Genomic DNA, 22,628 nt, shown 5'->3' on the forward strand with positions numbered 1-22,628 from the left:
TTGACCATATAACACCCAAGCAATTTGCTTAAGAAGCGAGTTGCGGTGTGTGAAGACGATACAAACCGAAAGTTTGCAAACACACAAAGCTATTACATACCCATTCGCTGGCACGTTGCACAAGCAACGGACTGGCTACCGAATTTCTTGACGACCATAGAGCGTTGGAACCACCTGATCCCATCCCGAACTCAGAAGTGAAACGATGCATCGCCGATGGTAGTGTGGGGTTTCCCCATGTGAGAGTAGGTCATCGTCAAGATTAAATTCCGAAACCCCAACTGCACATGCAGTTGGGGTTTTGTTTTTGCGCGTGGAAAAACTTGCTCTTATTCGCAAACAAATTTGCACAGTTATTTTCGGATTGGAACACTAGAATAACCGTTACTTTCTCCACTCCCAGAGCCTTCTATGCCAGAACCGGTTGACGCCCCCGGGTTGTCAGAATTACCACTGGACGACCTGGTTGCCTGCCATGAATGCGACTTGCTGATGCGCAAGCCCAAGCTCGCCCTCGGTGAGAAAGCCCAGTGCCCGCGTTGTGGCTATGAGCTCTACGCGCACCGGCACAATGTGGTCGAACGCAGCCTGGCCTTGGTGATCGCGGCCTTGTTGCTCTATGTGCCGGCGAACTTTCTACCCATCATGCAGCTCAATCTACTGGGACAGTCTTCCGAGGACACGGTCTGGAGCGGTGTGCAGGGGCTGTTCGACACCGGGATGGAAGGCGTGGCGGTGGTGGTGTTCCTGTGCAGCATGGGCATTCCCCTGCTCAAGTTGATTTGCCAGCTTTTAGTCCTGCTGAGTATTCGTTGGGACATCGGCCGCAGTTACGGCCTGCTGCTCTATCGCATTTATCACCATCTGCGCGACTGGGGCATGCTCGAGGTCTACCTGATGGGGGTGCTGGTGGCCATCGTCAAGTTGGCCGACATGGCATCCATTACCGTGGGCCTGGGCCTGGTGTGTTTTATCAGTCTGTTGTTGGTGCAGGTCTGGCTGGAGGTGGTGATGTCGCCTCACCAGATCTGGCAAGCGTTATCGGGAGAGGATATACATGCGGGCGATTGAGGCAGGCATTCTGATCTGTACTGAATGCCACGAGTTGAATCGGCAGGAGGCTGACAGCGAAGAGCAGACCTGCACTCGCTGCGGGGCCATGGTTCATCCTCGCCGCCCCAATAGCATACTGCGCACCTGGGCGTTGCTGCTCACCGCCGCGATCCTCTACATCCCGGCCAACGTGCTGCCGATCATGACCGTCAGTTCCCTGGGCCAGGGTGACCCCAGCACCATCATGTCCGGGGTCATCCAGCTGGTGCAGCACGGCATGTTTCCCATCGCTGCGGTGGTGTTCGTCGCCAGTATCCTGGTGCCCACCTTCAAGCTGGTGGGCATTGCCCTGTTGTTGTTTTCGGTGCAGCGTCACCAGCCGCTCTCGGCCCGACAGCGGATCATCATGTACCGCTTTATCGAGTTCATCGGCCGCTGGTCGATGCTGGATATCTTTGTCATCGCCATCCTGGTGGCGGTGGTCAACTTTGGCCGGCTGGCCAGCATCGAGGCCAATCTCGGTGCGGTCGCCTTTGCCAGCGTGGTGATTCTGACCATGCTGGCTGCAGTAACTTTCGATCCCCGACTGATCTGGGATAACACGGAGTCGGACGACGACCATGAGTGATTTGCCTACCGCCAAAACCCGCCCGGCCTCCAACTGGTCGGCTATCTGGGTATTGCCCCTGATTGCCCTGATCATCGGCGGCTGGCTGGGCTGGCGTGCCTACAGCCAGACCGGTATCGAGATCCAGTTGCGCTTTGAAAGCGGCGAGGGGATCCAGGCCAACAAGACTGAAGTGGTCTACAAGGGCATGCCCGTAGGTAAGGTCAAGACCCTGGCTCTGGACGATGAGGGCAACTCCAAGGGAGTGATTGCCACGGTCGAGATGAACAAGGACGTCGAACAGTACCTGAAGACCAACACCCGCTTCTGGCTGGTCAAACCCAGTGTCAGCCTGGCCGGGATCACTGGCCTGGAAACCCTGGTCTCGGGCAACTACATCGCCGTCAGCCCCGGGGATGGCGAGCCGAGTCGCAAGTTCAAGGCCCTGGCCGAAGAGCCTCCTTTATCTGATGCCAAACCGGGCCTGCACCTGACCATCAAGGCCGAGCGCCTGGGGTCGCTGAACCGTGGCAGCCCGGTGTTCTACAAGCAGATCCAGGTTGGCCAGATCAAGAGCTTCCTGCTCTCCGAAGACCAGAACACGGTAGAGCTCAAGGTCTATATCGAGCCCACCTATGCCAATCTGGTGCGCAAACACACACGTTTCTGGAACGCCAGCGGCATCAGCATCGACGCCAACCTGTCGGGGGTAAAAGTACGCAGCGAGTCCCTGTCCAGCATCGTCGCCGGGGGGATCGCCTTTGCCACGCCGGAGAATCGCAAGGACAGCCCGCCCACCGACCCAAGCCTGCCGTTCCGTCTGTATGAGGACTTCGACGCCGCCCAGGCCGGGATCCGGGTCAAGGTCAAGCTCACCGATTTCGAAGGCCTGCAGGCCGGGCGCACCCCGGTGATGTACAAGGGCATCCAGGTGGGTAGCCTGAAGGCCCTGAAGGTCGACTCCGACCTGAGCAGCGCCACCGCCGAGCTGACTCTCGATCCCCTGGCCGAGGATTACCTGGTCCAGGGCACCCAGTTCTGGACCGTCAAGCCTTCGATCTCCCTGGCCGGCATCACCGGTCTTGAGGCCCTGGTCAAGGGTAACTACATCGCTATCCGTCCCGGCGACAAGGGCGCCGCGCCCCAGCGCGAGTTCGAGGCCCGGGCCAAGGCCCCGCCGCTGGACCTGCGTGCCCCCGGCCTGCACATGGTGCTGTTCACCGACAACCTGGGGTCCCTGGATGTCGGCAGCCCGATTCTCTATAAACAGGTCAAGGTCGGGTCGGTGCAGAGCTACCAGTTCTCCCACACCCGCAAGCAACTGGTGATCGGCGTCCACATCGAGAAGGAATATGAAGGCCTGGTCAACGGTTCGACGCGCTTCTGGAACGTCAGTGGCATCACCCTGACCGGGGGCCTGACCGGTGGTATCCAGATCAAGAGCGAGTCGCTGCAAAGCCTGATGGCGGGTGGCATCGCCTTCGAGACCCCGCTGCCCAACGTGCCGCTGAAAAAGCGCATTCCACGTTTCCGCCTGTTCGCCAACCAGGAGGAGGCGGCGCAGCGCGGCACCCTGGTGAGCATCAAGGTTGATCGCGCCGACGGCTTGCGGGCCGGTACGCCTGTACGCTTCAAGGGCCTGGACGTGGGCAAGCTGGAAGAAGTGACCCTCAGCGCCGATATGCAATCGGTCATGCTCAAGGCGCGGATCACCGAAGTGCCCGAGCGCATCGCCCGGGTCGGCAGCCAGTTCTGGGTGGTCAAGCCGGAGTTGGGCCTGATGAAGACCTCGAACCTGGAAACCCTGGTCACCGGCCAATACATCGAGGTCCAGCCTGCGACGAAGAGCCAGGGCGTGCAGACCAGTTTTGTCGCCTTGCCGCAACCGCCGGAAGCCAGCGTTCAGGAAGCCGGCCTGAGCCTGGTGTTGAGCGCTGCTCGGCGTGGCTCGCTGAAAGTCGGAGTGCCGGTAACCTACCGCGAAGTGGCGGTGGGCAAGGTGACCGGTTACGAGCTGGGCCAGACGGCCGATCGGGTACTTATCCACATCCTCATCGAACCCAAGTACGCACCGCTGGTTCGCAGTGGTACGCGCTTCTGGAACAGCAGTGGATTTGGTGTCGACTTTGGCCTGTTCAAGGGGGCGACGGTGCGTACCGAATCCCTGGAGACCCTGATCCAGGGGGGGATTGCCTTCGCGACACCGGATGGCGAGCGCATGGGCAACCCGGCGCGGCCTCAGCAGACCTTCCCGCTGTTCGACAAGTTCGAAGAGGAATGGCTGACCTGGGCACCGAAGATCCCCCTGGGCAAATAACCTTCTTGTAGGAGCCGGCTTGCCGGCGAAGAGGCCCTCAGCCTTGCGTCGCGCCAGAGGACGCCTTCGCTGGCAAGCCAGCTCCTACAACAGCTTTCCCATAAAAAAGGCCGCGCTCGGAAGAGCGCGGCCTTTTTCGTTGCAGCGTTACGAAATCAGACTTCGTCCAGCTCCGCTTCTGCTTCCGGCTCTGCGTTCAGCACGGCCTTGACCTGATCGTGACGACGGATGAACTTCCAGTCGGCCTCGTCGATGTAGATGCCGTTCGGTCCGCTGCCACCTTCCAGGTCGATGGCCACCTGGGCCGAAACCTGGGGCTTCACACTGGCCAGGATTGGCACGAAGCCCAGTTGCAGGCTGGTTTCCAGCAGCGCCGCCTGGTTGCGCTCGTCGATGTCCGCCGCCTCGTCGAGGTAGTAAGGCAGGCGGATGCGCCCGGCCTGGTCGCGGTCCATCAAGTGCAGCAACAGGTACATGTTGGTCAGCGCCTTGATGGTCATGGTGGTGCCGTTGGACGCCGCGCCATCGATGTCGGTGTGGATGACCGGCTGGCCGTTGACCTTGGTGATCTCGAACGCTAGTTCGAACAGGTCCTTGAGGCCCAGCTGGTTGTGGTTGGCCGCCACCAGCCGCGCCAGGTACTCCTTGGCTTCTTCGTTCTTGTTGTCCTGCTCGGCGCTCTGGCTCAGGTCGAACACCGACAGGGTCTCGCCTTCTTCGTATTGCCCGGCGCTGTGGATGATCTGGTCGATGTGCTTGAGGGCTTCCTTGTTCGGCGCCAGGACGATGCGGAAGCTCTGCAGGTTGGACACCTGGCGCTTGTTGATCTCGCGGTTGAACAGCGCCAGCTGGTGTTCCAGGCTGTCGTAGTCGCTGCGGATATTGCGCAGGGTCCGGGCGATATCGGTGACCGCGGCGCGGCGCGCCTTGCCCAGGGTCAGGGCTTCGTCGGTGCGGTGGGCATAGGCGTTGATCAGCAGCTGCAGGCGCCGCTCTACGTCATCCTCACTGTCGAACTTGGCCACGCCCTTGAGGCGCACCTGGGCATACAGCGCCTCGATCTGTCCGTCGACCCGTTGCAGACCCTGCCAGCTGTCCTGGTAGTCGTTGAGCAGTGGCAGCAGGTTGTCCATGGAGTCGTCCACTGGGTCCATGAACGGCGTGCCGAACGGCAGGTCCGCCGGCAGCAACTGACGGCGACGCAGGGCGTCGTCGAGGGTGCGCTGCTTGGCTTCCATGTCGGCAATCTGCCGGCCCACCAGTTGCAGCTTCGCGGACAACTGCTGGACGCGCTCGGTGAAGGCGTCGCTGGAGCGCTTGAGTTCGTCCTGGGCGGCCTCCATCTGTGCCAGCTGCTCCAGCTTCTCGCCTTCCTCGGCGCTCAGAGTCTGAGCGCGGCGGAAGTCTTCCAGGGCCTTCTGGGCATCCAGTACCTGTTGGTACAGGGCTTCGGTCTGGGTCTTGCTCGCGGCGCGGTCGGCGGCCACGGCGGCCTGGGTCTTGAGCTGCTTGAGCTCTTTTTCCAGGCGTTCTTTCTGATCCCGCAGGGCGGCGCGGTCGGCCAGGGCCTGCAAGGCTGGCGGTTCGATGTGGGAGATGTCGATCGACAGCCCCGGCACTTCGAAACGCTCGCCCTTGAAGCCGTCGAGGATCAGCTCCACCGACTTCACCCACTCGCCGTTGTCGTCCAGGGCAATGCCATGCTCGCCCAGGGGCAGGCTGAACAGCGCGCTGTTGAACAGGCGCATCAGGCGCTCCACGTCCTGCTGGGAGAACTCTTCCCGCAGGCGGGCGTAGCTGTTGTTGTCGGCATGATCGAGCTGCTGCTTCACCGACTTCAGGCGTTTTTCCAGGTCCCGCAGGCGCTCTTCCAGGTCTTCGGCGGAGAATTGCCGGGACTGGGCCAAGGCGCCGGCCAGCTCGTCGTGAGCATCCTTGGCCGCCAGCAGTTGCTGTTCCAGGACCTTGACGTCATCCACCAGGGCGAAGCGGTGCTTGAGCACCGACAGCTCACCCAGCCAGCGCTGGGTGCCGGTGATTTCCCGCTCCAGGCGCATCATTTCCTGGGTGCTGCTGCGCTGGTCGTTCTGCAGCGCGTCCTGCTCGTTGCGGTAATGCTCGGCCTGGATGGTCAGCTCTTCCTTGCGGGCGCCGGCGTAGTCCGACCAGGTGCCCAGCAGCGAGTCCAGCAGTGGCGACAGGCGATGCAGTTTGCCCCGCAGAATGTCCCGCTGCTTCACGCCGTTGGCCAGGGCCTCCACCAGGGGGCCGGCGGCCACCAGGGAGTTGTAGTCCTGCTCCATGCGCCGCACATCGCGGAAAGCTTCGTCGCACGCGGCGATGTAGTCGACGCTGCCGGAGCGCAGGCTGTGCTCGAAGGCGTCGAGGAACAGCTGCTTGAGCTTGGCCGCGGTGATTTCGCGCATGTGCAGCAGGTTGATGAACAACGCGCGGAAGGTCTTCAGGCTTTGCTCGCTGGTGGAGCGCAGCGGGATCAGGGTCAGGTCCAGGGGGATCGAGGTGTGGCCGCCCACCAGCAGGCGCCGCAGTTCATCGGGCTTGAGCTCATAGGCCTTGAGGCCCTGGCGCTCCAGGTTGGTGAACAGCTCTTTCTGCCGCAGGCAGGTGTCGTCCTTCTGGTAGTGCGCCAGGTCCAGCTGCCCGGCGTAGGCGAAGAACTGGTGGCCGAAACCGCCGCCCGGGCCGCGCCCGACCACGCCGATCACATGGGGGCCGTGGGGCAGCGAGACTTCCACCAGGATGTAGCTGGTGTCGGAAGCGAAGTAGAAGCGCCGGGATTGTTCCAGGCTGTACTTGCCGAAGCTCATGTCCGACATGCGTGCCAGGATCGGGAATTGCAGGGCGTTGATGGATGCCGACTTGCCCAGGTTGTTGGCCCCGTACACCGACAGCGGCTCTTCCAGGGGGAACAGGCCGAGGCTGTAGCCGGCGGTGTTCAGTAGGGCGAAGCGGCGGATGCCGTAGCGTTCCTTGCTCATGCGTCGAGCTCCTGTTCTTCGGCGATGGCTCGGGCCAGCGCGTCTTCTTCACTTTCTTCGGACTCGTCGAATTCGCTCAGGTCCAGCGGGTCATCGGTCTGCAGCAGTTTCTCGTCGCTGTCGTTGTCCACCAGCACCGGGGTCGGCAACGGCAGCACGCTGTGCAGGCTGGCGGCCAGGTCGCGGTCCTGCTGCACCGACAGGCAGACATCGAGGAAGCGGTGCATCGGCGGCAGGAAGCGATAGATCCCCGGCTCCTCGGCGGCAAAACCCAGCTGGGTCATGCGGCGCATGATCTTCTCTTCCAGCTCTTCCTGGGTCTGCACTTCGGCCTGGATGAACAGGTCGCGGTACTTTTCCAGCAGCGACGGCAGTTCGTCGCGGCCCAGGCTGCCGCCGTCGAGCACGGCGATCGGGTCGCGGCCCTGGTCGGCCAGGTGCTCCACCAGGATGAAGGTGAACAGCGCCAGGCGCTGAGCGGTCTTGTTCACCTGGGCGGCGGCGTTGTCCGGCACGAAGTAGTAGAAGCCGCGGGTATCGCACACCAGCTCGAAGCCCAGGGCCTTGAACAGGGTGCGGTACTGGTCCTGGAAGTTCGACAGTTGGGCGTACAGCTCCGGGTCGCGGCGGCTGACGTGGTAACCCTTGAACAGCTCGCGGAAGATCGGCGCCAGCTGGGACAGTTCGGAAAGATCAAGATGCATTGGCGTTGCTCGCAGAATGCTCGGCGGCGTCATCGCGGGCCGAGAGCAGGGCGAAGGAGCGCAGGCTGACCTGGTGCTCCTGGGTGTGGTAGTCGCGGCGTTCGAGGCGCTCGCGCTTGAAGCGTTTTTCCCGGGACAGGCGCGAGAACCAGTACAGCAGTTCGTCGGTGGCGCCATCGGGCTCCTGGTCCAGCAGCCAGCTCATCAGGTCCGGCATCGGCAGGGCGTCTTCGCAGCGCTCGAGCATTTCCCGGACCGTACGCGGTGCCTTGGGGGCCACGCCCTTGTGGGTCTTGTGGGCCTTGGGGAAGCGCGCGGGCTTGGGTTCGAAGCGGGCCAGGGCGTAGACATAGGCTTCCACCTGGCCGGAGCTGCCGAGGAAGGTGCTTTGCGGACGGGTGAACATCGGCATGGCGGCCTGGGGCACGGCGTCGATGCCCTTGCGGCGGATGGCCGACAGGGCCAGGGCCGCGCCGCGGGTCACGGCGTTATGACGGCGCGCCTCCTCACGCAGCGGCAGCAGCAGTTCCCGGGCATGGCGCAGGGTCAGCTGGGCGCTGGTCTGCATTTCCAGGATCCGCGCGTGGGTGCGCAGCAGCATGTCGTCGTCCACCAGGTGGCCCAGGCGCTGCTGTTCGGTGAGCATGCGCAGCAGGACGTTCTCCACCTTGCGCACGCCCTGTTCGAACGCGCCGTCGGCGTTCACCAGCTGGATCATCGGTTCGACGTATTCGTCCCAGGTGGCCAGCACCTCGGCATAGCGCTGGCGCAGGGGGATCTGCCGGTCGCTGGTCTTGGCCCGCTCGGCCACGGCCACCAGGGCCTGTTCGTCGTTGGCGAGCTTCTTCAGGACATCGCGCACGCGCATGTCCAGCAGCCGCAGCTGGCGCGCCAGGTCGTTGCCGTCGCGCACGTCGAAGGCGTCCTGGATGTAACCGGCCAGGCGCTCGAGGTGGCGCAGGTAGGCTTCGATTTCCAGGCACAGGCCCAGGCGGTGCTCACGGCGCAGGTAGGCGAGGAAGTCGTGGATCTGCGCATTGAGCTCGAAACGGTTCGGGCTTTTCGCCACCGGGACCAGGATGTCCAGGCGTATCCATACGTCCAGCAGGTGGGTGATGTCCTGGGGCGTGCTGTCCAGTTGTTGGGCAGACAGCTGTGAACGCAGTTCGGCAAGACTCAGGGTGCCTTGGTCGAAGTGCTCGCACAGCGGCTCCAGAAGTGCCCAGTGTTCGGCGAGGGCGCGCAAGACGCGCTTGGGTTCGATCATCGGAATGGCCGGCTGGTTGGCAATGAAAAGCGGCGATTGTACTGCATCAGGGGGCTGACGATTCACCCCCAGGTCCAGGTATGAGACGGACAGTCGCTTTTGTGCGCAATCAACTGCGGGCGATCTTCGGCGAAGGACGGTAGAATCCCCCACCTCAGTTATCCACAAGTGGCCGACCTTTGCTTATCGAGTCCCGTCGTCGCGCTTATCTGTCCGCCATGCAGGTGGTCAGTTGGCTGCCGCGCAGCGAATTGCCCTTTGCCGCCCCTTCGCGCCCCGAGTTGCTGGCCCTGCCGGAACCGGAGGTGGAGGCGCCGCCTGCCCCTGTGGTCGAGGCCAAGGCTCCCGCGGCGCCGGCTGCAAGGAACGTCGAACGGCCGAAGATCGAGGTGCCGCGCCCCTCCACCGCCCCTGCGCGCCCAGCCAGCAAGGCGCCGATCGAGGGCGAAGAGGCCCCGGCCCCGGTGGTCAAGGCCCCGGTGGTACCGCCGCCGCGTTTTGCCCTGCAGTTGCTGCGCGCCGGCCGTTGCCTGCTGCTGGTGGAGTTACCCACAGGCGAAGCCTTCCAGAGCCGCGACCCGGCCTACCTGTTGCTCAAGGACATGCTGCGCGCCGCCGGCCTGCCGGACAGCCCGCAGATCCTCGCCGAGCCGGTGCGCTGGCCGATGCTGACCCGGGGCAACCTGGACCAGGGCCCCGAGGCTGCGCGGGATTTCGTCCAGGCCTTTGTCGGCGTGCGGATCGAGCAGGAACCCTGTGTCTGTCTGTGGCTGATCGGCCTGCCGGCGGTGCGATTTGCCGGCGAGGCGAATGCCGAATCCTACAACCGCGAACTCCAGGTCGAAGGCCTGGGTTCGACCTGGGCCCTGCCTGGCCTGGAACTATTGATGGAAGAGCCACAGCGTAAGGCTGATGTCTGGCAAGCCATGCGTCGCTTGATGACGCGCTGGAAAAGCACTGATGAGCAAAATGACCAATGAGTGACGCGTTGACCTTCCGCCTGGCCACCGAAGCGGACCTGGATAGCATCCTGAAAATCGAATATGCGGCGTTCAGCCACCCCTGGACCCGGGGCATTTTCATGGATGCCTTCAAGTCCTACGAGGTCTGGCTGATGTTCGAAGGCAGCCAGCAAGTGGGCCACGGGGTGATCCAGGTGATCATCGACGAAGCGCATCTGCTGAACATCACCATCAAGCCGGAAAGCCAGGGCCGCGGCCTGGGCCTGCGGTTGCTGGAAGAGCTGATGAAGCGCGCCTACCAGAAGGACGCCCGGGAGTGTTTCCTGGAAGTGCGCTCCAGCAACCAGACCGCCTATCGGTTATACGAGCGTTATGGCTTCAATGAAGTGGGGCGCCGCCGCGACTACTACCCGGCGGTAGGCGGTCGCGAAGACGCCCTGGTCATGGCCTGCACGCTGGTCGACTGAGCCTCTAACCGCACGCGGGCCGCTGCAGGATCTGGCTTGCCAGCGAAGGCGCCATTCGGGGCGATGCACGGCTTGAGGGCCTCTTCGCCGGCAAGCCGGCTCCTGCGGGAGAGCGCGTCATTGAATGCGGTGCAGGGCTCAGGGCTTGCCGTCCAGCGGGTCGCGGCGGGCCAGTTCGGCTTCATCCAGGCCATTGCCGCCACCAATGTTCTCTTCTTCGACAATACTCAGGTCCCAGTCGGCCGGTTTGTCGGCACCGGCCTCATGGGCGGAGCGGGCACCGTCTTCGCGGATCAGGGTTTCCGGGCTCAGGTCATCATCGCTTGCACCGTCGTCCGTGACGCGGTTGCTGGCGCGGGCGGCGGGTTCGTCGTCATCGAAATGCAGCTCCTCCATGGAGCCCATGCGGTCCTGATCGTCGTCGATGGGTTCGGGCTGGGGGGCGTTGTAGGGGCGTCGTGATTCGTTCATGGCGATTACTCATACTTCGGGACTGGATAAAGGGTGGACCCTTGCACGCCCCTGAAGATTCCCCCGCAAGGGATGGCCGGTATCTGTAGCAATAGGCGTGACCTCGACGGGCGGCCGTCTGTCAAAGCAGCGCATCATTCTTGAGGCTTCACAGCATGAACGAACTACAAGATCTGATTGATAACAACGAGCGTTGGGCCGAAGCGATCAAGCAGGAAGATCCGGACTTCTTCTCCAAACTGGCTCGCCAGCAGACCCCGGAATACCTGTGGATCGGCTGTTCGGACGCGCGGGTGCCGGCCAACGAGATCGTCGGCATGCTGCCGGGCGATCTGTTCGTGCACCGCAACGTGGCCAACGTGGTACTGCACACCGACCTCAATTGCCTGTCGGTGATCCAGTACGCGGTGGATGTACTCAAGGTCAAGCACATCCTGGTTACCGGCCACTACGGCTGTGGCGGCGTGCGCGCCTCTATGCAGGATCGCCAGCTGGGCCTGATCGACGGCTGGCTGCGTTCGATCCGCGACCTGTACTACGAGCACCGTGAAGCGCTGGGGCAGTTGCCCACGGAAGAAGAGCGGGTCGACCGCCTGTGCGAGCTGAACGTGATCCAGCAGGTGGCCAACGTCGGCCATACCAGCATCGTGCAGAACGCCTGGCATCGCGGGCAGAGCCTGTCGATCCACGGTTGCATCTATGGCATCAAGGACGGTCGCTGGAAGAGCCTGAATGCCACCATCAGCGGCTTCGAGCAGTTGCCGCCGCAGTATCGGCTGCGTCCGGTGGGCGCGGTCTGATCGTCGCTGGCCCCAGGCGGCGATAGGGCGCAGGCTTGCGGGCTCTGTCAGAGCACCGCGACCCTGCGGGTCGATCGCAGCCTGCGGCAGCGGCTACAGGTTGAGGGGTCGGCTCAGAGGTGCGGTACCTCGGTGCTTGGCGCCGGTGCCGGGGCCTTGAGCTGGTTGAGCTGGGTCTTGACCGGTGCACTGGTGCATTTGGCCGCGGCTTGCTGCTCGCTCAGCTTGCGCACCGAGGTGTAGAACAGCTCGCAGGTCTGCACTTTCTGCGTCACCTGCCAGGTCTGGGTGCAACTGCTCAGCAGCGTACTGGGATCGGTTCCCGGCTTGCTGCCCATGCCGGCCTGCCAGCAGGCCGCGCTCAGGTCCTGGCCCATCACTTTCAACCCCGCGGCATCGGCCTTGGCCTGGTCATCGTCGTAGTTCGCCGGGTCTGCCGCGTACCAGATATAGCTCGGGTGGTTGGAGCCCAGCACCGGCACCTTGACCCCCTCGCTGGGGCTGATCTGTGCCAGGCCCAGCACATTCACCGTGACCCCGTACTGCTGCTTGAGCCAATTGCGCACCGGTGCGCCGAAGGCCACCATCGGCAGGGCCGCGCCGCTGGTGCTCTGGCTGACCTGCCTGACCATGCTGGTCTGGTAGCTGTTGAAGTAGCTGTAGACCCCCTCCAGGTCCTTGCCGGCACTCGATGGCGCGGCAATCGGCGCGATGTCGACGATGGTCTGGTAGGCCGGGGTCTGCTCGGCGGCGATGCCGTTGGCCGTCAACAGGGTTGCCCAGCGGTCGGTGGTGGCCGACTCCAGATAGTCCTGGGCCTGGGTCAATGAATAGTCCGGCGGGAAGTGCAGCAGTTCGACGCTCTTGCGGTTTTCCAGGGCCATGCCCAGGGGCAGGAACAGGTACCAGCTGTAGGCCCATTTGCCATCGGCATTGAGCTGGCTGGCGCCCTTGTAGGCCAGGTCGCCGGCATCCAGCAGGGCACTCAGGGGCTTGTCGTAGCCGTCCGGCACACCGCTGATGGAGGCCAGGACCTTGTCGCCGGTGGTCTTGACACTGACTTTTGCAGCGCTGTAGCCGTCACGCTGCACGCTCTGGGTCAGGTAGTGAGCCACCGTCTCCTCCAGGGTCCAGTTGCGATAGCAGATCACGTTGCAGTTGTTGGGGTAGGCGAAGAGTTGGGTGACGCGCTGGGGGCTGCCCAGATCGACTTCGACATCGGCCTGTGCCGTCGCGCTCAGGGCAGCAGCGGTCAGCGCCAGGGTCATTCCTGCGAATTTGAACATGCTCAGATCCTTTTCAGCGTGAACCCCTTCGAAGGGGGGAAGGACATACTGAAACAGCACCGAGCGGAGAAACAGCCGGGAGTGAAAAAATATCCATTGCCCCGGCCGCGCAGGGTTCAACCAGGCATGAGGCGCGTCCAGGGAAACCCCGGGGCGTGGAGCTGACAGACCCGGATGACCACGATCATGACGACCAGATAGATCGGCTGCCAGGGGCTGAAGTGATTCCAGTGCAAGGCGCCCAGCCAGGGGCTGCGGGCACAGAAATCCGGGTCCGGCTGGCCGATGCGCCGCGAATGCAGCAGGCCGATCAGCACAAAGCCCAGGTAGGCCAGTATCCCCAGGGCCCCCAGCCAATAGCCGAACAGGCCCAGCATGACCGTTTGCGGCACCCCGTGGCGCAGCACCAGCCAGTGCTGGTGCGGATTCAGGCGCTTGGGCACCAGGCGCTCGCTCAACCACAGGTCGATGGCCAGCAGGCGGGCGATCGCAGGGGCCCAGGTGTTGAGCAGGATCAGCCCGAAAATCGCCAGGACACCCCCACAGAACAGCCCCATCATCACTGCAAGTTCTTTGCTGTGTTGGGGCTTGTTCATGAAGTACAGGCTCAGGGCCAACCCCATGGCGACCCCTGACCTGATCCAGCTGTCCACGCCCTGCGGACGCGGCATCAGGTTCTGCCAGAAAAACACATCGCTGCGAGGCAGCCGCTCCAGCAGCGCCGGGAAACGCGAGGCCAGGGTCTGCGACAGCTCCATACAGGCCTGCCAATGTTCGTCTTCGAAGTGCCGGGTCAGGGCGACCTGGCGACGTCGGGGCATGGGGTTCAGCAGCAGGCGAGCCGCGGCAACGTCCGGCGTCGCTTCGCCGGGTTCCCCGGCGTTGGCCAGCAGCTTCTGATAGAAGGCCTCCTGCTGGCAGCGCTCGATCAGCGACTGCCAGAGCCACGCCGGTTCAGGGGTGTTGCCACGGCTTTCGTCCCAGCCGAACAACTGGCATACCCGATCGAACAAGGGTACCTGCCAGGCTTGCTGCTGCAGCAACTGCAGCATTTCATGCTGCCAGTTCTGGCGATGATCGAAGATCCGCAGCCAGGGTTGTGCGCAGTAGCTCGTCAGGCGTTCGAGGAAGGCCCGCTCCTGGCCGGCTTGCAGCAACGCTTCCAGCGTCCGGCGGTATTCCTGCAACAGCGTCTTGACCAGGAATGCCTCTTGCCAGGCCTCCATGGGCGGTTGTTGCCAGGGTGTCAGCCAGTCCAGATGCTCGGCGGCCCAGCCGATGATCGCGGCGTATTGCTCGGGGTGGGCGCAGCACGCCACCAGCAGGCGCTGCAGGAAATCGTCCTCGCAACCCTCCTGCCGAGCCTGTTGCCAGCGCTCTGGCAGGTTCTCGACGCCCAGCCCCTTGAGCAGCGGCAATGCGCTAGTGGCTGGAGCGGGTAGGGGGGCGGGATCCTGCGGGGCGGGCGGGACCCAGTCCGCCAGCGGTTCGACGGACAGCGGGACGTCTTCAAGCAGGCTGGCCCATTGCTGGGCCTGGGAAGGGCCCCTCGGCGTTGGCCGCGGGGCGGCCGCGTCCATCTCTATCAGGCCCGAGCAGGCCTGCAGGTTGTCCGGGGGCGGTGCCTTAGTGGAGGCGGTCTGGATCACCTCGACTTCATCCGCGATCTCTTCCCGCCAGCGGGCCAGTTGCAGCGCCTGCTCATAGGCTTCACGCAGGCGCTGGAAGCCTTCGGCATCCTCGTCCGGACGGGTGATCTTCAACTGCCGGGCATAGCTGCGCTTGATGCTGCGTTCGTCGGCGTCCTCGGGCAACTCCAGCAGGGACCAGCAATCCATGTTGCCGCTCCTCAGTGCCAGTGGCCGTTTTCCAGGTGTTGCAGTTGTTCACTGAGCTGGCTGCGCACTTCGCGGATCTTGCGTTCGTCCTGGGTTTCCAGCACTTGCTGGAATTGCCCGGCCCAATAGCCGATCTGTTCGCGCAACTCCCCCAGGCTCTCCTGATACAGGCGTTCCAGTCGGGCGCTGAGCAGCGTGTTGACCTGCTGGTCGCGGGGGTGAATCTTCAATTGCGCCAGGGCCTTGAGGCGCTCCTGGATTTCTTCCGGAGTCAGCACGCCGGGGTTGTTTTCGATCACCAGGGAATGGCTTTCCCCGGTCAGCGGGATGCTCACCTGGGCTTCCAGAAGGCCGTTGATGTCGTAGGTGAAGCGCACGTCCAGCGAGACTTCGCCGGCGGGGCGCTTGGGCACGCGCATTTCCAGCTGGCCCAGGGCGACGTTGTCGCGTACCAGGCGGCTTTCGCCCTGGAAGATCTTCAGTAGCACCTGCTCCTGGTTGTCATGCAGGGTCTGCACGGTCTTGACCCGGCTTACCGGCACCACGCTGTTGCGCTCGATGATCGGCAGGTAGTGCCCGCTCTCGATCTGGTTGCCGTATTGCTGGGAGGTCTCGATCCCCAGGGTGTAGGAGCAGACGTCGGTCAGCACCACTTCTTCCAGGGCCGCCGAGCGTGCCTTGAGGGCCGCCTGGACCGCCGCGCCCTGGGCCACCACCTGGTCGGGATCGAGGCTGATGGAGGGAAAGCGCCCGAACAGCCCGGCCGCCAGCTTGCGCACCAGGGGCATGCGGGTGGCGCCGCCCACCAGGAGGATTTCATCCAGGTCGCTGACGCGGATCCGTGCATCGCGCAGGGCGCGTTCGATGGGCGCCCGCAGGCGTTCCAGCAGCGGCGCATAGAGGCTGGCCAGTTGCGCCTGGGTGATGGTCTGGGTCCATTGCCGGCCATCGACCCGCAGGCTGAATTCGGCACTGGGCTCCTGGCCGAGGGCGCGGCGCACGCGCTCGGCTTCCCGGCGCAGTGCCTGGAGCACGCTCTGGCGTTCGGGAAAGCCCGCGGCCTGGGCCTGCTGTTCGAGGAAGTGTTCCAGCAGCAGGTTGTCGAAGTCCTCGCCGCCGAGGAAGTTGTCGCCGGCGCTGGCGCGGACTTCCATGACCCCGTCGAACAGCTCCAGGATCGACACGTCGAAGGTGCCGCCACCGAGGTCGAAGACCAGGAACGAGGTTTCCCGGTCACGCTGGTGCAGGCCGTAGGCCAGGGCTGCGGCGGTGGGTTCGTTGATCAGTTTTTCCACCTTGAGCCCGGCCAGTTCGCCGGCAATCCGCGTGGCCTTGCGCTGGGCATCGCTGAAGTAGGCTGGCACGCTGATCACCGCTTCCTCCACCGGTTCGCCATAGGCCCGCTCAACGTCTTCCTTGAGGCTCTTGAGCACCAGGGCCGAGAGTTCTTCGGGGCGGTAGGTACGTTCCCCCAGGCGCACTTCGGTGGCGCTGCCCATATAGCGCTTGAACAGCGCCGTGGTGAGCTGCGGGTGCGTGTGCAGGCGCTCCCTGGCGGCTTGCCCCACCAGGATCCGGCCTTCGTCGTCCAGGCCCACCACGCTGGGGGTCAGCAGTTCGCCCAGGGCATTGGGCACCAGCTCGCTGGCGGTTTCGCGCCAGACCGCGACCAGGCTGTTGGTGGTCCCCAGGTCGATACCTACGATCATGACGACGAACTCCCTTTCCAATCGGAAAACAGATGAAACAAATAGGTGGCGCGCAGGATATTACCCGCCGGGTGGATGGGTAAAGTGGGTGATGTTATATGGCTATCATTTGTGCCGGTGCCGCAGAACCGAAGCCGGGCTTGGGTTTCGGTTCTGCGGTGGCAGGTGGGCCCGTTGCGGGCCCGGCCGGGGTCAGGCCGTGAAGTGCAGGGCGTTGGTCAGGTCGCCCATGGGCTTCTGGCCCCGGGCGATCATGGCCTGGTCACGTTCCTTGATGCCGTCCAGGGTTTCCAACTGGAACACCCGGGTGATCAGCCGCAGGATCGAGGCGGTGTCGTAGACCGTGTGGTCCACCGTGCCCTTGCGGGCGAACGGCGATACCACCAGCGCCGGAATCCGCGTGCCCGGGCCCCAGCGGTCGCCCTGGGGCGGCGCCACGTGGTCCCACCAGCCGCCGTTTTCGTCAACGGTGACGATCACCACCATGTTTTTCCACTGCGGGCTTTCCCGCAGCACTTTCAATGCCCGGTCGATATGCCGGTCGCCGGCGGCCACATCGGCATAGCCGGCGTGCAGGTTGAGGTTGCCCTGGGGCTTGTAGAAGGTCACCGCCGGCAGCTTGCCGGCCTCGGCATCGGCGAAGAACTTGTTGGTGCTCGACTCATCGCCCAGGCCGCCGTCGCGCAGGCGCTTGGCCCGTTCGGCGGGGTTTTCCGGGCCCTGGCGCACGAAGTAGTTGAAGGGCTGGTGGTGGTACTGGAAGTTGGGGATCTTGGGAATCCCGCCGGAATCCTTGAACTGCTCCAGGGTCGCCTGCCAGGCGCCGCCGTACCAGGCCCAGTCGACGTTCTTCTTCGACAGCTTGTCGCCGATGTGTTCGTGGGTTTGAGGCACCAGTACGCTGGGCAGGTCCGGCTTGGCGTAGTCCGGGCGCTCCGGGTCGCGGATCCAGGTCGGCCAGTAAGGCGGGGCCATGGTATTGACCGCGAAACCGTCCGGGGTCAGGGCGCTGGGACCGAACTGCGGAGCGCCGTCCATGGCACTGGCCGGGGACTTGTCCAGGGGCTTGAGGCGGGTGCCCTTGGGGTCGTCGCCCTGCAGGGTGGCGATCTGCGACTTGGCCACCGAGTTGGCGGCATCGGGGTAGAACGGCACCTTGGCGCTGATCAGGTACTGGTGGTTGAGGAACGAGCCACCGAATGCCCCCTGGAAGAAGTTGTCGCAGAGCACGAACTCCCGAGCCACGTCCCACAGGCGCAGGGAGTAGCGGGTCTGGGCGTAGTGGCCCATGGTCAGGGCGCCGGAGTCGGCCCAGGCCACGAAGCTGTCGTTCTTGCCGCCGTTGATCTGCATCTGGTTCTGGTAGAACACGTGCCACAGGTCGCGGGTCACCAGGCCCAGGGGCAGGTCCTCGCCACTGGGCCCCTTGAGGGCGAAGGGGGCATTGGGCAGGTTTTCCTGGAACTGGGTTTCCACCGGGTAGGTGATGCCGTCCAGGGTCTGCGGGCCCACCTGGAGAATGCCGCCCCAGATCGGCGGCAGTTTCTGCAACAGGTTGCCGTCGCGGTCGCGCTGCTGGAAGTCTTCGGGCTTGAGGGCCGAGAGCGGTTTCTCCACCCCGGGAAAGTTGGCGAACAGGTTGTTGAAGCTGCGGTTCTCGGCGAACAGTACCACTACGTTCTTCACCTGCTCCTGCAGCGCCTTGTCCAGTTCGGCCGGGGACAAGGGGCGTTCCACCGGCGGTTTGCCTCCTGGCTCGCCGGGCTGGCCGCAGGCGCTCAGGGTGGCGCCGACCCCCAGAACCGCAACGCCGCCTAGGAAGCGGCGGCGGCTGGTATCGGTAGGCTGGTCGGTGGCGGATTCGGGGGTGTCGCGCAGGTCGGTATCGTCGCTCATGTCGGCTCCTTGCTCGGCTCTCTGAGGATTCGTTACAAAGTATTTCGGTCGCACGGTAACAACCGAATATGACGCAAAGGCTACAGGAATGCGGCACGGCCTGGCTGTCTGGGCCCTGGATAAATCTGCGATTGGGCCGGCGGGCCGTTATCCACAGGCCCGCTGTGCAGCGGGCCTGTGGCTCTGTCAGGGAATGACCGGCGGCAGGTAGGACAGGGTGGTCCCCAGGGCCCAGAGCAGCACCAGCACCAGGGGCGCATGCACCAGCAACTGGACAAAGGAGAAGCCGATCAGGTCCCGGGCCTTCAAGCCCAGCACCCCCAGCAGCGGCAGCATGTAGAAGGGGTTGATCAGGTTCGGCAGGGCCTCGGCGGCGTTGTAGATCTGTACCGCCCAGCCCAGGTGGTACTGCAGGTCATTGGCCACCTGCATCACGTAGGGCGCCTCGATGATCCACTTGCCGCCGCCCGAAGGAATGAAGAAACCCAGCACCGCCGAGTACAGCCCCATCAGCAGCGCGTAGGTGTCGTGGGAAGCGATCTGCACGAAGAAGGTCGAGATGTGGTGGGCCAGGGTCTGGCCATCCACGCCCTTGACCACGGTCATCAGCGCGGCGATCGAACCGTACAGCGGGAACTGGATCAGCACCCCGGTGGTGGTGGGCACTGCCCGGGCCACGGCATCGAGGAAGCTGCGCGGGCGCCAGTGCAGCAGGGCACCGGCCATCAGGAACAGGAAGTTGTAGGTGTTGAGCCCGGAGATCGCGGTGATCGCCGGTTTGGTGGCGAACTCGTGATACAGCCAGCCGGCCGCCAGCAGCGCCAGGAGAAGGGTCAGCAGCGGGCTGTATTCCAGCCATTCGCCAGGGCGGGTCCGGGGTTGCGGCTTGGGCATGCTGAAGCTCGGGTCGACCCCGCAGGCCTGGGCATCCCGGGCGCTGCCGGGGCCGGGCGCCGTGGCGTAGGCGACGATCAGCGAGACCACCACCAGGGCCAGCAGCAAGACGCCGGATTGCCAGAGAAAGATGGTCTGGGTGAAGGGAATGACCCCGGTGATGGCCAGGATCGACGGTGGCAGGCTGCCGGGGTTGGCCTGCAACTGCGCCGCCGAAGACGACAGCCCCAGGGCCCAGACCGCGCCCAGGCCCAGGTAGGCGGCAGCGCCGGCGGCGCGGTAGTCCATGCGCAGTTCGGTACGCCGGGCCAGGGCCCGCACCAGCAGGCCACCGAACACCAGGGACAGGCCCCAGTTGAGCAGGGAGGCGACCATGGAAATCAGCGCCACCCAGGCCACCGCCGAGCGGCCGTTCCTGGGAATGCGCGCCAGCTTGTCGATCAGCTTCACCGCCGGCGGCGAGCTGGCTACCACATAGCCGCCAATGACCACGAAGGCCATCTGCATGGTGAAGGGGATCAGGCTCCAGAAGCCGTCGCCAAACGCCATCGCGGCATCGGTGGGCTTGGCGCCCATGGCCAGCGTGGCCAGGGCAACGATGATCACCGCCAGCGCGGCGAACACCCAGGAGTCGGGAAACCAGCGTTCGGCCCAGTTCGAGCAGCGCAGGGCAAAGCGGGCGGAGCGGCTATCTTGAATATCAGCGGCCACGTGAGTACCTCGGATTTCTTATGTTTATAAGGAGGTCGGCCGCCCCAGGCAGAGGCGGCCGAGAACTGTGCAAGAATGCGGCAATTGCCACGGACTGCAAAGGATCTCAACGCCCATGTCATTTTCCCCCGAAGAACGCGCCGCACTGCTCAAGGTCAAGGGTGTCGGTTCTACCGTGGTCGCTCGCCTGGAACAACTGGGCATCACTTCCCTGGCCCAGCTGGCCGCCGCCGATGCCCTGCACATCGTCACCCAGGCTTCGGCCCTGGTGGGTTCCAGTTGCTGGAAGAACAGCCCCCAGGCCCGCGCGGCGATCCAGGCGGCGATCGCCATGGCCAAAGGCAACTGAAGCGGTGCAGCGCCACCCGTCTTTCGCCTATCAGGCGGTCTACCGCTACCTGTCGCAGTGGATCGACAACGCCGCCAGCGATCAGGAGCAACGCCTGCCGTCATTGCGCGAACTGGCGCAGCGGCTGAAGGTTTCCCTGTCCACCATCAAGTACGCCTACGCTCTGCTGGAAGACGAGGGGCGCATCTGTTCGCGGCCGCGCCAGGGCTATTTCACCCGGGCCCTGGCCGCCGCGACCGTGCCCGAGGCCGGTGAGGATCTGCTCGACAACCTCTATGCCCAGGCCCGCCTGCCGGGGCGCCTGGCGCTGTGCAGCGATGCGCCGGCGATGCTGCTGTCGCTGGAGCAACCCTTGCTGATGACCGAGCGCGAACTGGCCCGCCAGTACCCGCGCAACCAGGCACCGCTGTACCAGCCCCTGGGCGAGCAGGAACTGCGCAGCGAACTGGCCCGGCGCTACACCTGCTCCAGCCGCGATTACTGGCAGGCCGACCAGGTGTTCCTGGGGGCCGATCTGCACAGCGTGGTGGAGTTGGCGTTGCGGGCGCTGGACCTGGACGGCGGCGTGGTGCTGGTGGAGTCCCCGTGTTCCTGGGCGATCCTGCGCCAGTTGCGGGCGGCGCGCCTGCGGATTATCGAGCTGCCCCTGGATGCCGGCGGGCGCTTCGATCTGCAGCAGGTGCAAGCGCTGCTTCAGCGCGAGCCGGTGCGCCTGGCGGTGTTCTCCTCGACGGTGAACATCCCACACGGCAGCCTGATGCCCGCCGCCGACAAGCAGCAGCTGTGCCGCTGGTTCGCCGAGCGGGGGATCTGGCTGCTGGAGAACGACAGCTACGGAGCATTCAGCTTCGTGCCCGGCGCTGCTCGCTATCGGGATTTCGCCGACCCCGAGCGCCTGCTGGTGTTCGCCAGCCTGGACAAGGCCATCGGCGCCGAGGCGCCCTTGAGCTACGTGCTGAGCCGCAGCCTGGGCCCGGCCTTGCAGCGCCAGTGCCTGGAGCGGCGCTTTCGTCTGTCGCCGATCCGCCAGAAGGCCGTGGCCCGGCTCTTGAGTTCCGGTCGCGTAGACCAGCACGTACTGAAACTGCGGGGCATGCTGCAACAGCGGATGAAGCAGTTGCAGCAACTGCTGGACGAGCAGGCCGGTGGGCTGTTGCATGCGCCGCTTGCCGCCGGCGGCGCGACCTTGTGGGTCGAAGCCAGGCGCCCGGTGCCTATGACCCGGGTCTACGAGCGCCTGCTGGCCGACGGCATCGTCATCGCCCCGGGGGCGATCTTCAGCCAGCAGGGCTTGTGGCAGCAGCACCTGCGCCTGAGCTTCACCCTGGACTGGAGCAAGGATATCCAGGGCGCCCTCGGGCAGTTGGCGCGGGCGGTGAGTCAGGCTTCCTGAACCACCCCATAACAATGCTGCAACTGCGGAAAGGCCTGCTCCCGAACCTCTGCGGCGAAGCGTTCGCAGGCCTGGCTGATCAGGGCGCCGGCATCGGCGTATTGCTTGACGAAACGCGGCACCTGGGGCCCGCCCAGCCCCAGCAGGTCCTCGGTCACCAGTACCTGGCCGTCGCAGGCCGGGGAGGCGCCGATGCCAATGGTCGGCATCGGCGAGAAGTCGCTGATGCGCCGCGCCAGGGGCTCCGCAACCCCTTCCAGCAACAGGCTGAAGGCGCCGGCCTCGAGGTGGGCCCGGGCATCTTCCTCGATCTTGCGGGCCGCCTCGCTGTCGAGCCCCTGGGCCTTGAACCCGCCCATCTGGTTGACGAACTGCGGCATCAGGCCGATATGCGCCATCACCGGAATGCCCCGCTGCACCAGGAACTCCACGGTGGGCGCCAGGGCCCGGCCGCCCTCCAGCTTGAGGGCGGCGCAACCGGTGCGGGCCATCACCTCGGCGCAATTGCGGTAGGCCTGTTGCGGGGATTCCTGGTAGCTGCCGAAGGGCATGTCGGCAATCACGCAGGCCAGGCGGCTGCCGGCCACCACCGCGCGGGTGTGGGCGATGATTTCCGCCAGGCTCATGTCCAGGGTCGAGGTGCGCCCGTAACCGACCATGGCGGTGGAATCACCGATCAGGATGAAATCCACGAAGGGGTCCATCAGCCGCGCCATGTGGCTGGTATAGGCGGTGAGGGAAACGATCTTCTGCCGGCCTTTCATGGCCACCAGTTGCGGGACGCTCAGGCGCTGGGTGCGGGTATGGCTGCTCATGACGACTTTCCTGATTCTGCTTGGGTGGGAAAGTGCCCGATTATTGGCCTGGCGCGCGGCCGTTCAAGGTACAGAAAACCCCGGAAAACC

18 protein-coding genes and 1 rRNA gene are annotated in these 22,628 nt (G+C 64.5%); 9 read left to right on the forward strand and 10 right to left on the reverse strand.

Annotated features, from left to right (window positions below):
• The first annotated feature begins 146 nt into the window (after window positions 1-146).
• The 4 genes from rrf to AC07R1_RS18245 all read left to right on the forward strand — a co-directional run bounded on the left by rrf (window position 147) and on the right by AC07R1_RS18245 (window position 3,977).
• A 5S ribosomal RNA gene (rrf, locus tag AC07R1_RS18230) occupies window positions 147-262 on the forward strand.
• 149 nt (window positions 263-411) lie between these two features.
• Window positions 412-1,071, forward strand: a complete 660-nt coding sequence (locus AC07R1_RS18235) for a paraquat-inducible protein A (RefSeq protein WP_015637045.1) — start codon at window positions 412-414, stop codon at window positions 1,069-1,071.
• Window positions 1,058-1,681, forward strand: coding sequence for a paraquat-inducible protein A (locus AC07R1_RS18240; protein ID WP_015637044.1), 624 nt, complete (start codon window positions 1,058-1,060; stop codon window positions 1,679-1,681). The genes AC07R1_RS18235 and AC07R1_RS18240 overlap by 14 nt, the downstream gene beginning before the upstream one ends.
• Window positions 1,674-3,977 carry a PqiB family protein gene (locus tag AC07R1_RS18245; protein ID WP_011063484.1) on the forward strand — a complete coding sequence of 768 codons (2,304 nt, stop codon included), beginning with the start codon at window positions 1,674-1,676 and terminating at the stop codon, window positions 3,975-3,977. The genes AC07R1_RS18240 and AC07R1_RS18245 overlap by 8 nt, the downstream gene beginning before the upstream one ends.
• 155 nt (window positions 3,978-4,132) lie before the next feature.
• Here AC07R1_RS18245 and mksF read toward each other — a convergent pair whose 3' ends face one another.
• The 3 genes from mksF to mksB are packed head-to-tail and all read right to left on the reverse strand — an operon-like array spanning window position 4,133 to window position 8,947.
• Window positions 4,133-6,976 carry an Mks condensin complex protein MksF gene (gene mksF, locus AC07R1_RS18250; RefSeq protein ID WP_015637042.1) on the reverse strand — a complete coding sequence of 948 codons (2,844 nt, stop codon included), beginning with the start codon at window positions 6,974-6,976 and terminating at the stop codon, window positions 4,133-4,135.
• Window positions 6,973-7,680, reverse strand: a complete 708-nt coding sequence (mksE, locus tag AC07R1_RS18255) for an Mks condensin complex protein MksE (RefSeq protein WP_015637041.1) — start codon at window positions 7,678-7,680, stop codon at window positions 6,973-6,975. The genes mksF and mksE overlap by 4 nt, the downstream gene beginning before the upstream one ends.
• Entirely contained in the window at window positions 7,670-8,947 is a 1,278-nt protein-coding gene (gene mksB, locus AC07R1_RS18260) for an Mks condensin complex protein MksB (RefSeq protein ID WP_041120711.1), read from the reverse strand. The genes mksE and mksB overlap by 11 nt, the downstream gene beginning before the upstream one ends.
• Window positions 8,948-9,126: 179 nt before the next feature.
• Between mksB and AC07R1_RS18265 the strand changes: the two genes are divergently transcribed.
• A complete protein-coding gene (locus AC07R1_RS18265; RefSeq protein ID WP_495110810.1) occupies window positions 9,127-9,927 on the forward strand; it encodes an energy transducer TonB in 801 nt (266 codons plus the stop codon).
• Window positions 9,924-10,376: a ribosomal protein S18-alanine N-acetyltransferase gene (gene rimI / locus AC07R1_RS18270; protein ID WP_220223283.1), complete on the forward strand. Its 453-nt coding sequence runs from the start codon at window positions 9,924-9,926 to the stop codon at window positions 10,374-10,376. Before AC07R1_RS18265 ends, rimI begins: the two co-directional genes overlap by 4 nt.
• A gap of 138 nt (window positions 10,377-10,514) precedes the next feature.
• On the opposite strand, the gene AC07R1_RS18275 is transcribed toward rimI, so the two are convergent.
• The gene (locus AC07R1_RS18275; RefSeq protein WP_011063478.1) at window positions 10,515-10,847 is read right to left on the reverse strand and encodes a hypothetical protein; all 333 of its coding nucleotides are present in this window, start codon (window positions 10,845-10,847) and stop codon (window positions 10,515-10,517) included.
• Window positions 10,848-11,002: 155 nt separating this feature from the next.
• Here AC07R1_RS18275 and can point away from each other — a divergent pair, with 155 nt between their 5' ends.
• Complete coding sequence (can, locus tag AC07R1_RS18280) at window positions 11,003-11,647, forward strand: carbonate dehydratase (RefSeq protein ID WP_011063477.1); 645 nt, start codon at window positions 11,003-11,005, stop codon at window positions 11,645-11,647.
• A 113-nt stretch (window positions 11,648-11,760) separates the two neighbouring features.
• Here can and AC07R1_RS18285 read toward each other — a convergent pair whose 3' ends face one another.
• The 5 genes from AC07R1_RS18285 to AC07R1_RS18305 all read right to left on the reverse strand — a co-directional run bounded on the left by AC07R1_RS18285 (window position 11,761) and on the right by AC07R1_RS18305 (window position 19,981).
• Window positions 11,761-12,933 carry a hypothetical protein gene (locus AC07R1_RS18285; RefSeq protein ID WP_019093569.1) on the reverse strand — a complete coding sequence of 391 codons (1,173 nt, stop codon included), beginning with the start codon at window positions 12,931-12,933 and terminating at the stop codon, window positions 11,761-11,763.
• Between the two features lie 116 nt (window positions 12,934-13,049).
• A complete protein-coding gene (locus AC07R1_RS18290) occupies window positions 13,050-14,771 on the reverse strand; it encodes a J domain-containing protein (protein ID WP_495110811.1) in 1,722 nt (573 codons plus the stop codon).
• An 11-nt stretch (window positions 14,772-14,782) separates the two neighbouring features.
• A complete protein-coding gene (locus tag AC07R1_RS18295; RefSeq protein WP_011063474.1) occupies window positions 14,783-16,480 on the reverse strand; it encodes a molecular chaperone HscC in 1,698 nt (565 codons plus the stop codon).
• Between the two features lie 192 nt (window positions 16,481-16,672).
• Entirely contained in the window at window positions 16,673-18,376 is a 1,704-nt protein-coding gene (locus AC07R1_RS18300) for an acid phosphatase (protein ID WP_212805691.1), read from the reverse strand.
• Between the two features lie 186 nt (window positions 18,377-18,562).
• A complete protein-coding gene (locus AC07R1_RS18305; RefSeq protein ID WP_011063472.1) occupies window positions 18,563-19,981 on the reverse strand; it encodes a short-chain fatty acid transporter in 1,419 nt (472 codons plus the stop codon).
• Between the two features lie 115 nt (window positions 19,982-20,096).
• On the opposite strand from AC07R1_RS18305, the gene AC07R1_RS18310 reads away from it, so the two are divergent.
• Both AC07R1_RS18310 and AC07R1_RS18315 read left to right on the forward strand, forming a co-directional pair.
• Window positions 20,097-20,330: a hypothetical protein gene (locus tag AC07R1_RS18310; RefSeq protein ID WP_041774476.1), complete on the forward strand. Its 234-nt coding sequence runs from the start codon at window positions 20,097-20,099 to the stop codon at window positions 20,328-20,330.
• Between the two features lie 4 nt (window positions 20,331-20,334).
• On the forward strand, window positions 20,335-21,723 hold the full coding sequence (locus AC07R1_RS18315) for an aminotransferase-like domain-containing protein (RefSeq protein WP_041119892.1): 1,389 nt from the start codon (window positions 20,335-20,337) through the stop codon (window positions 21,721-21,723).
• Here the strand turns inward: AC07R1_RS18315 and panB are convergent.
• Window positions 21,711-22,538: a 3-methyl-2-oxobutanoate hydroxymethyltransferase gene (gene panB / locus AC07R1_RS18320; protein WP_011063469.1), complete on the reverse strand. Its 828-nt coding sequence runs from the start codon at window positions 22,536-22,538 to the stop codon at window positions 21,711-21,713. The two genes, AC07R1_RS18315 and panB, sit on opposite strands and share 13 nt — an antisense overlap.
• Between the last annotated feature and the right edge of the window lie 90 nt (window positions 22,539-22,628).

Source organism: Pseudomonas sp. GW821-FHT07F01, from assembly GCF_059418825.1.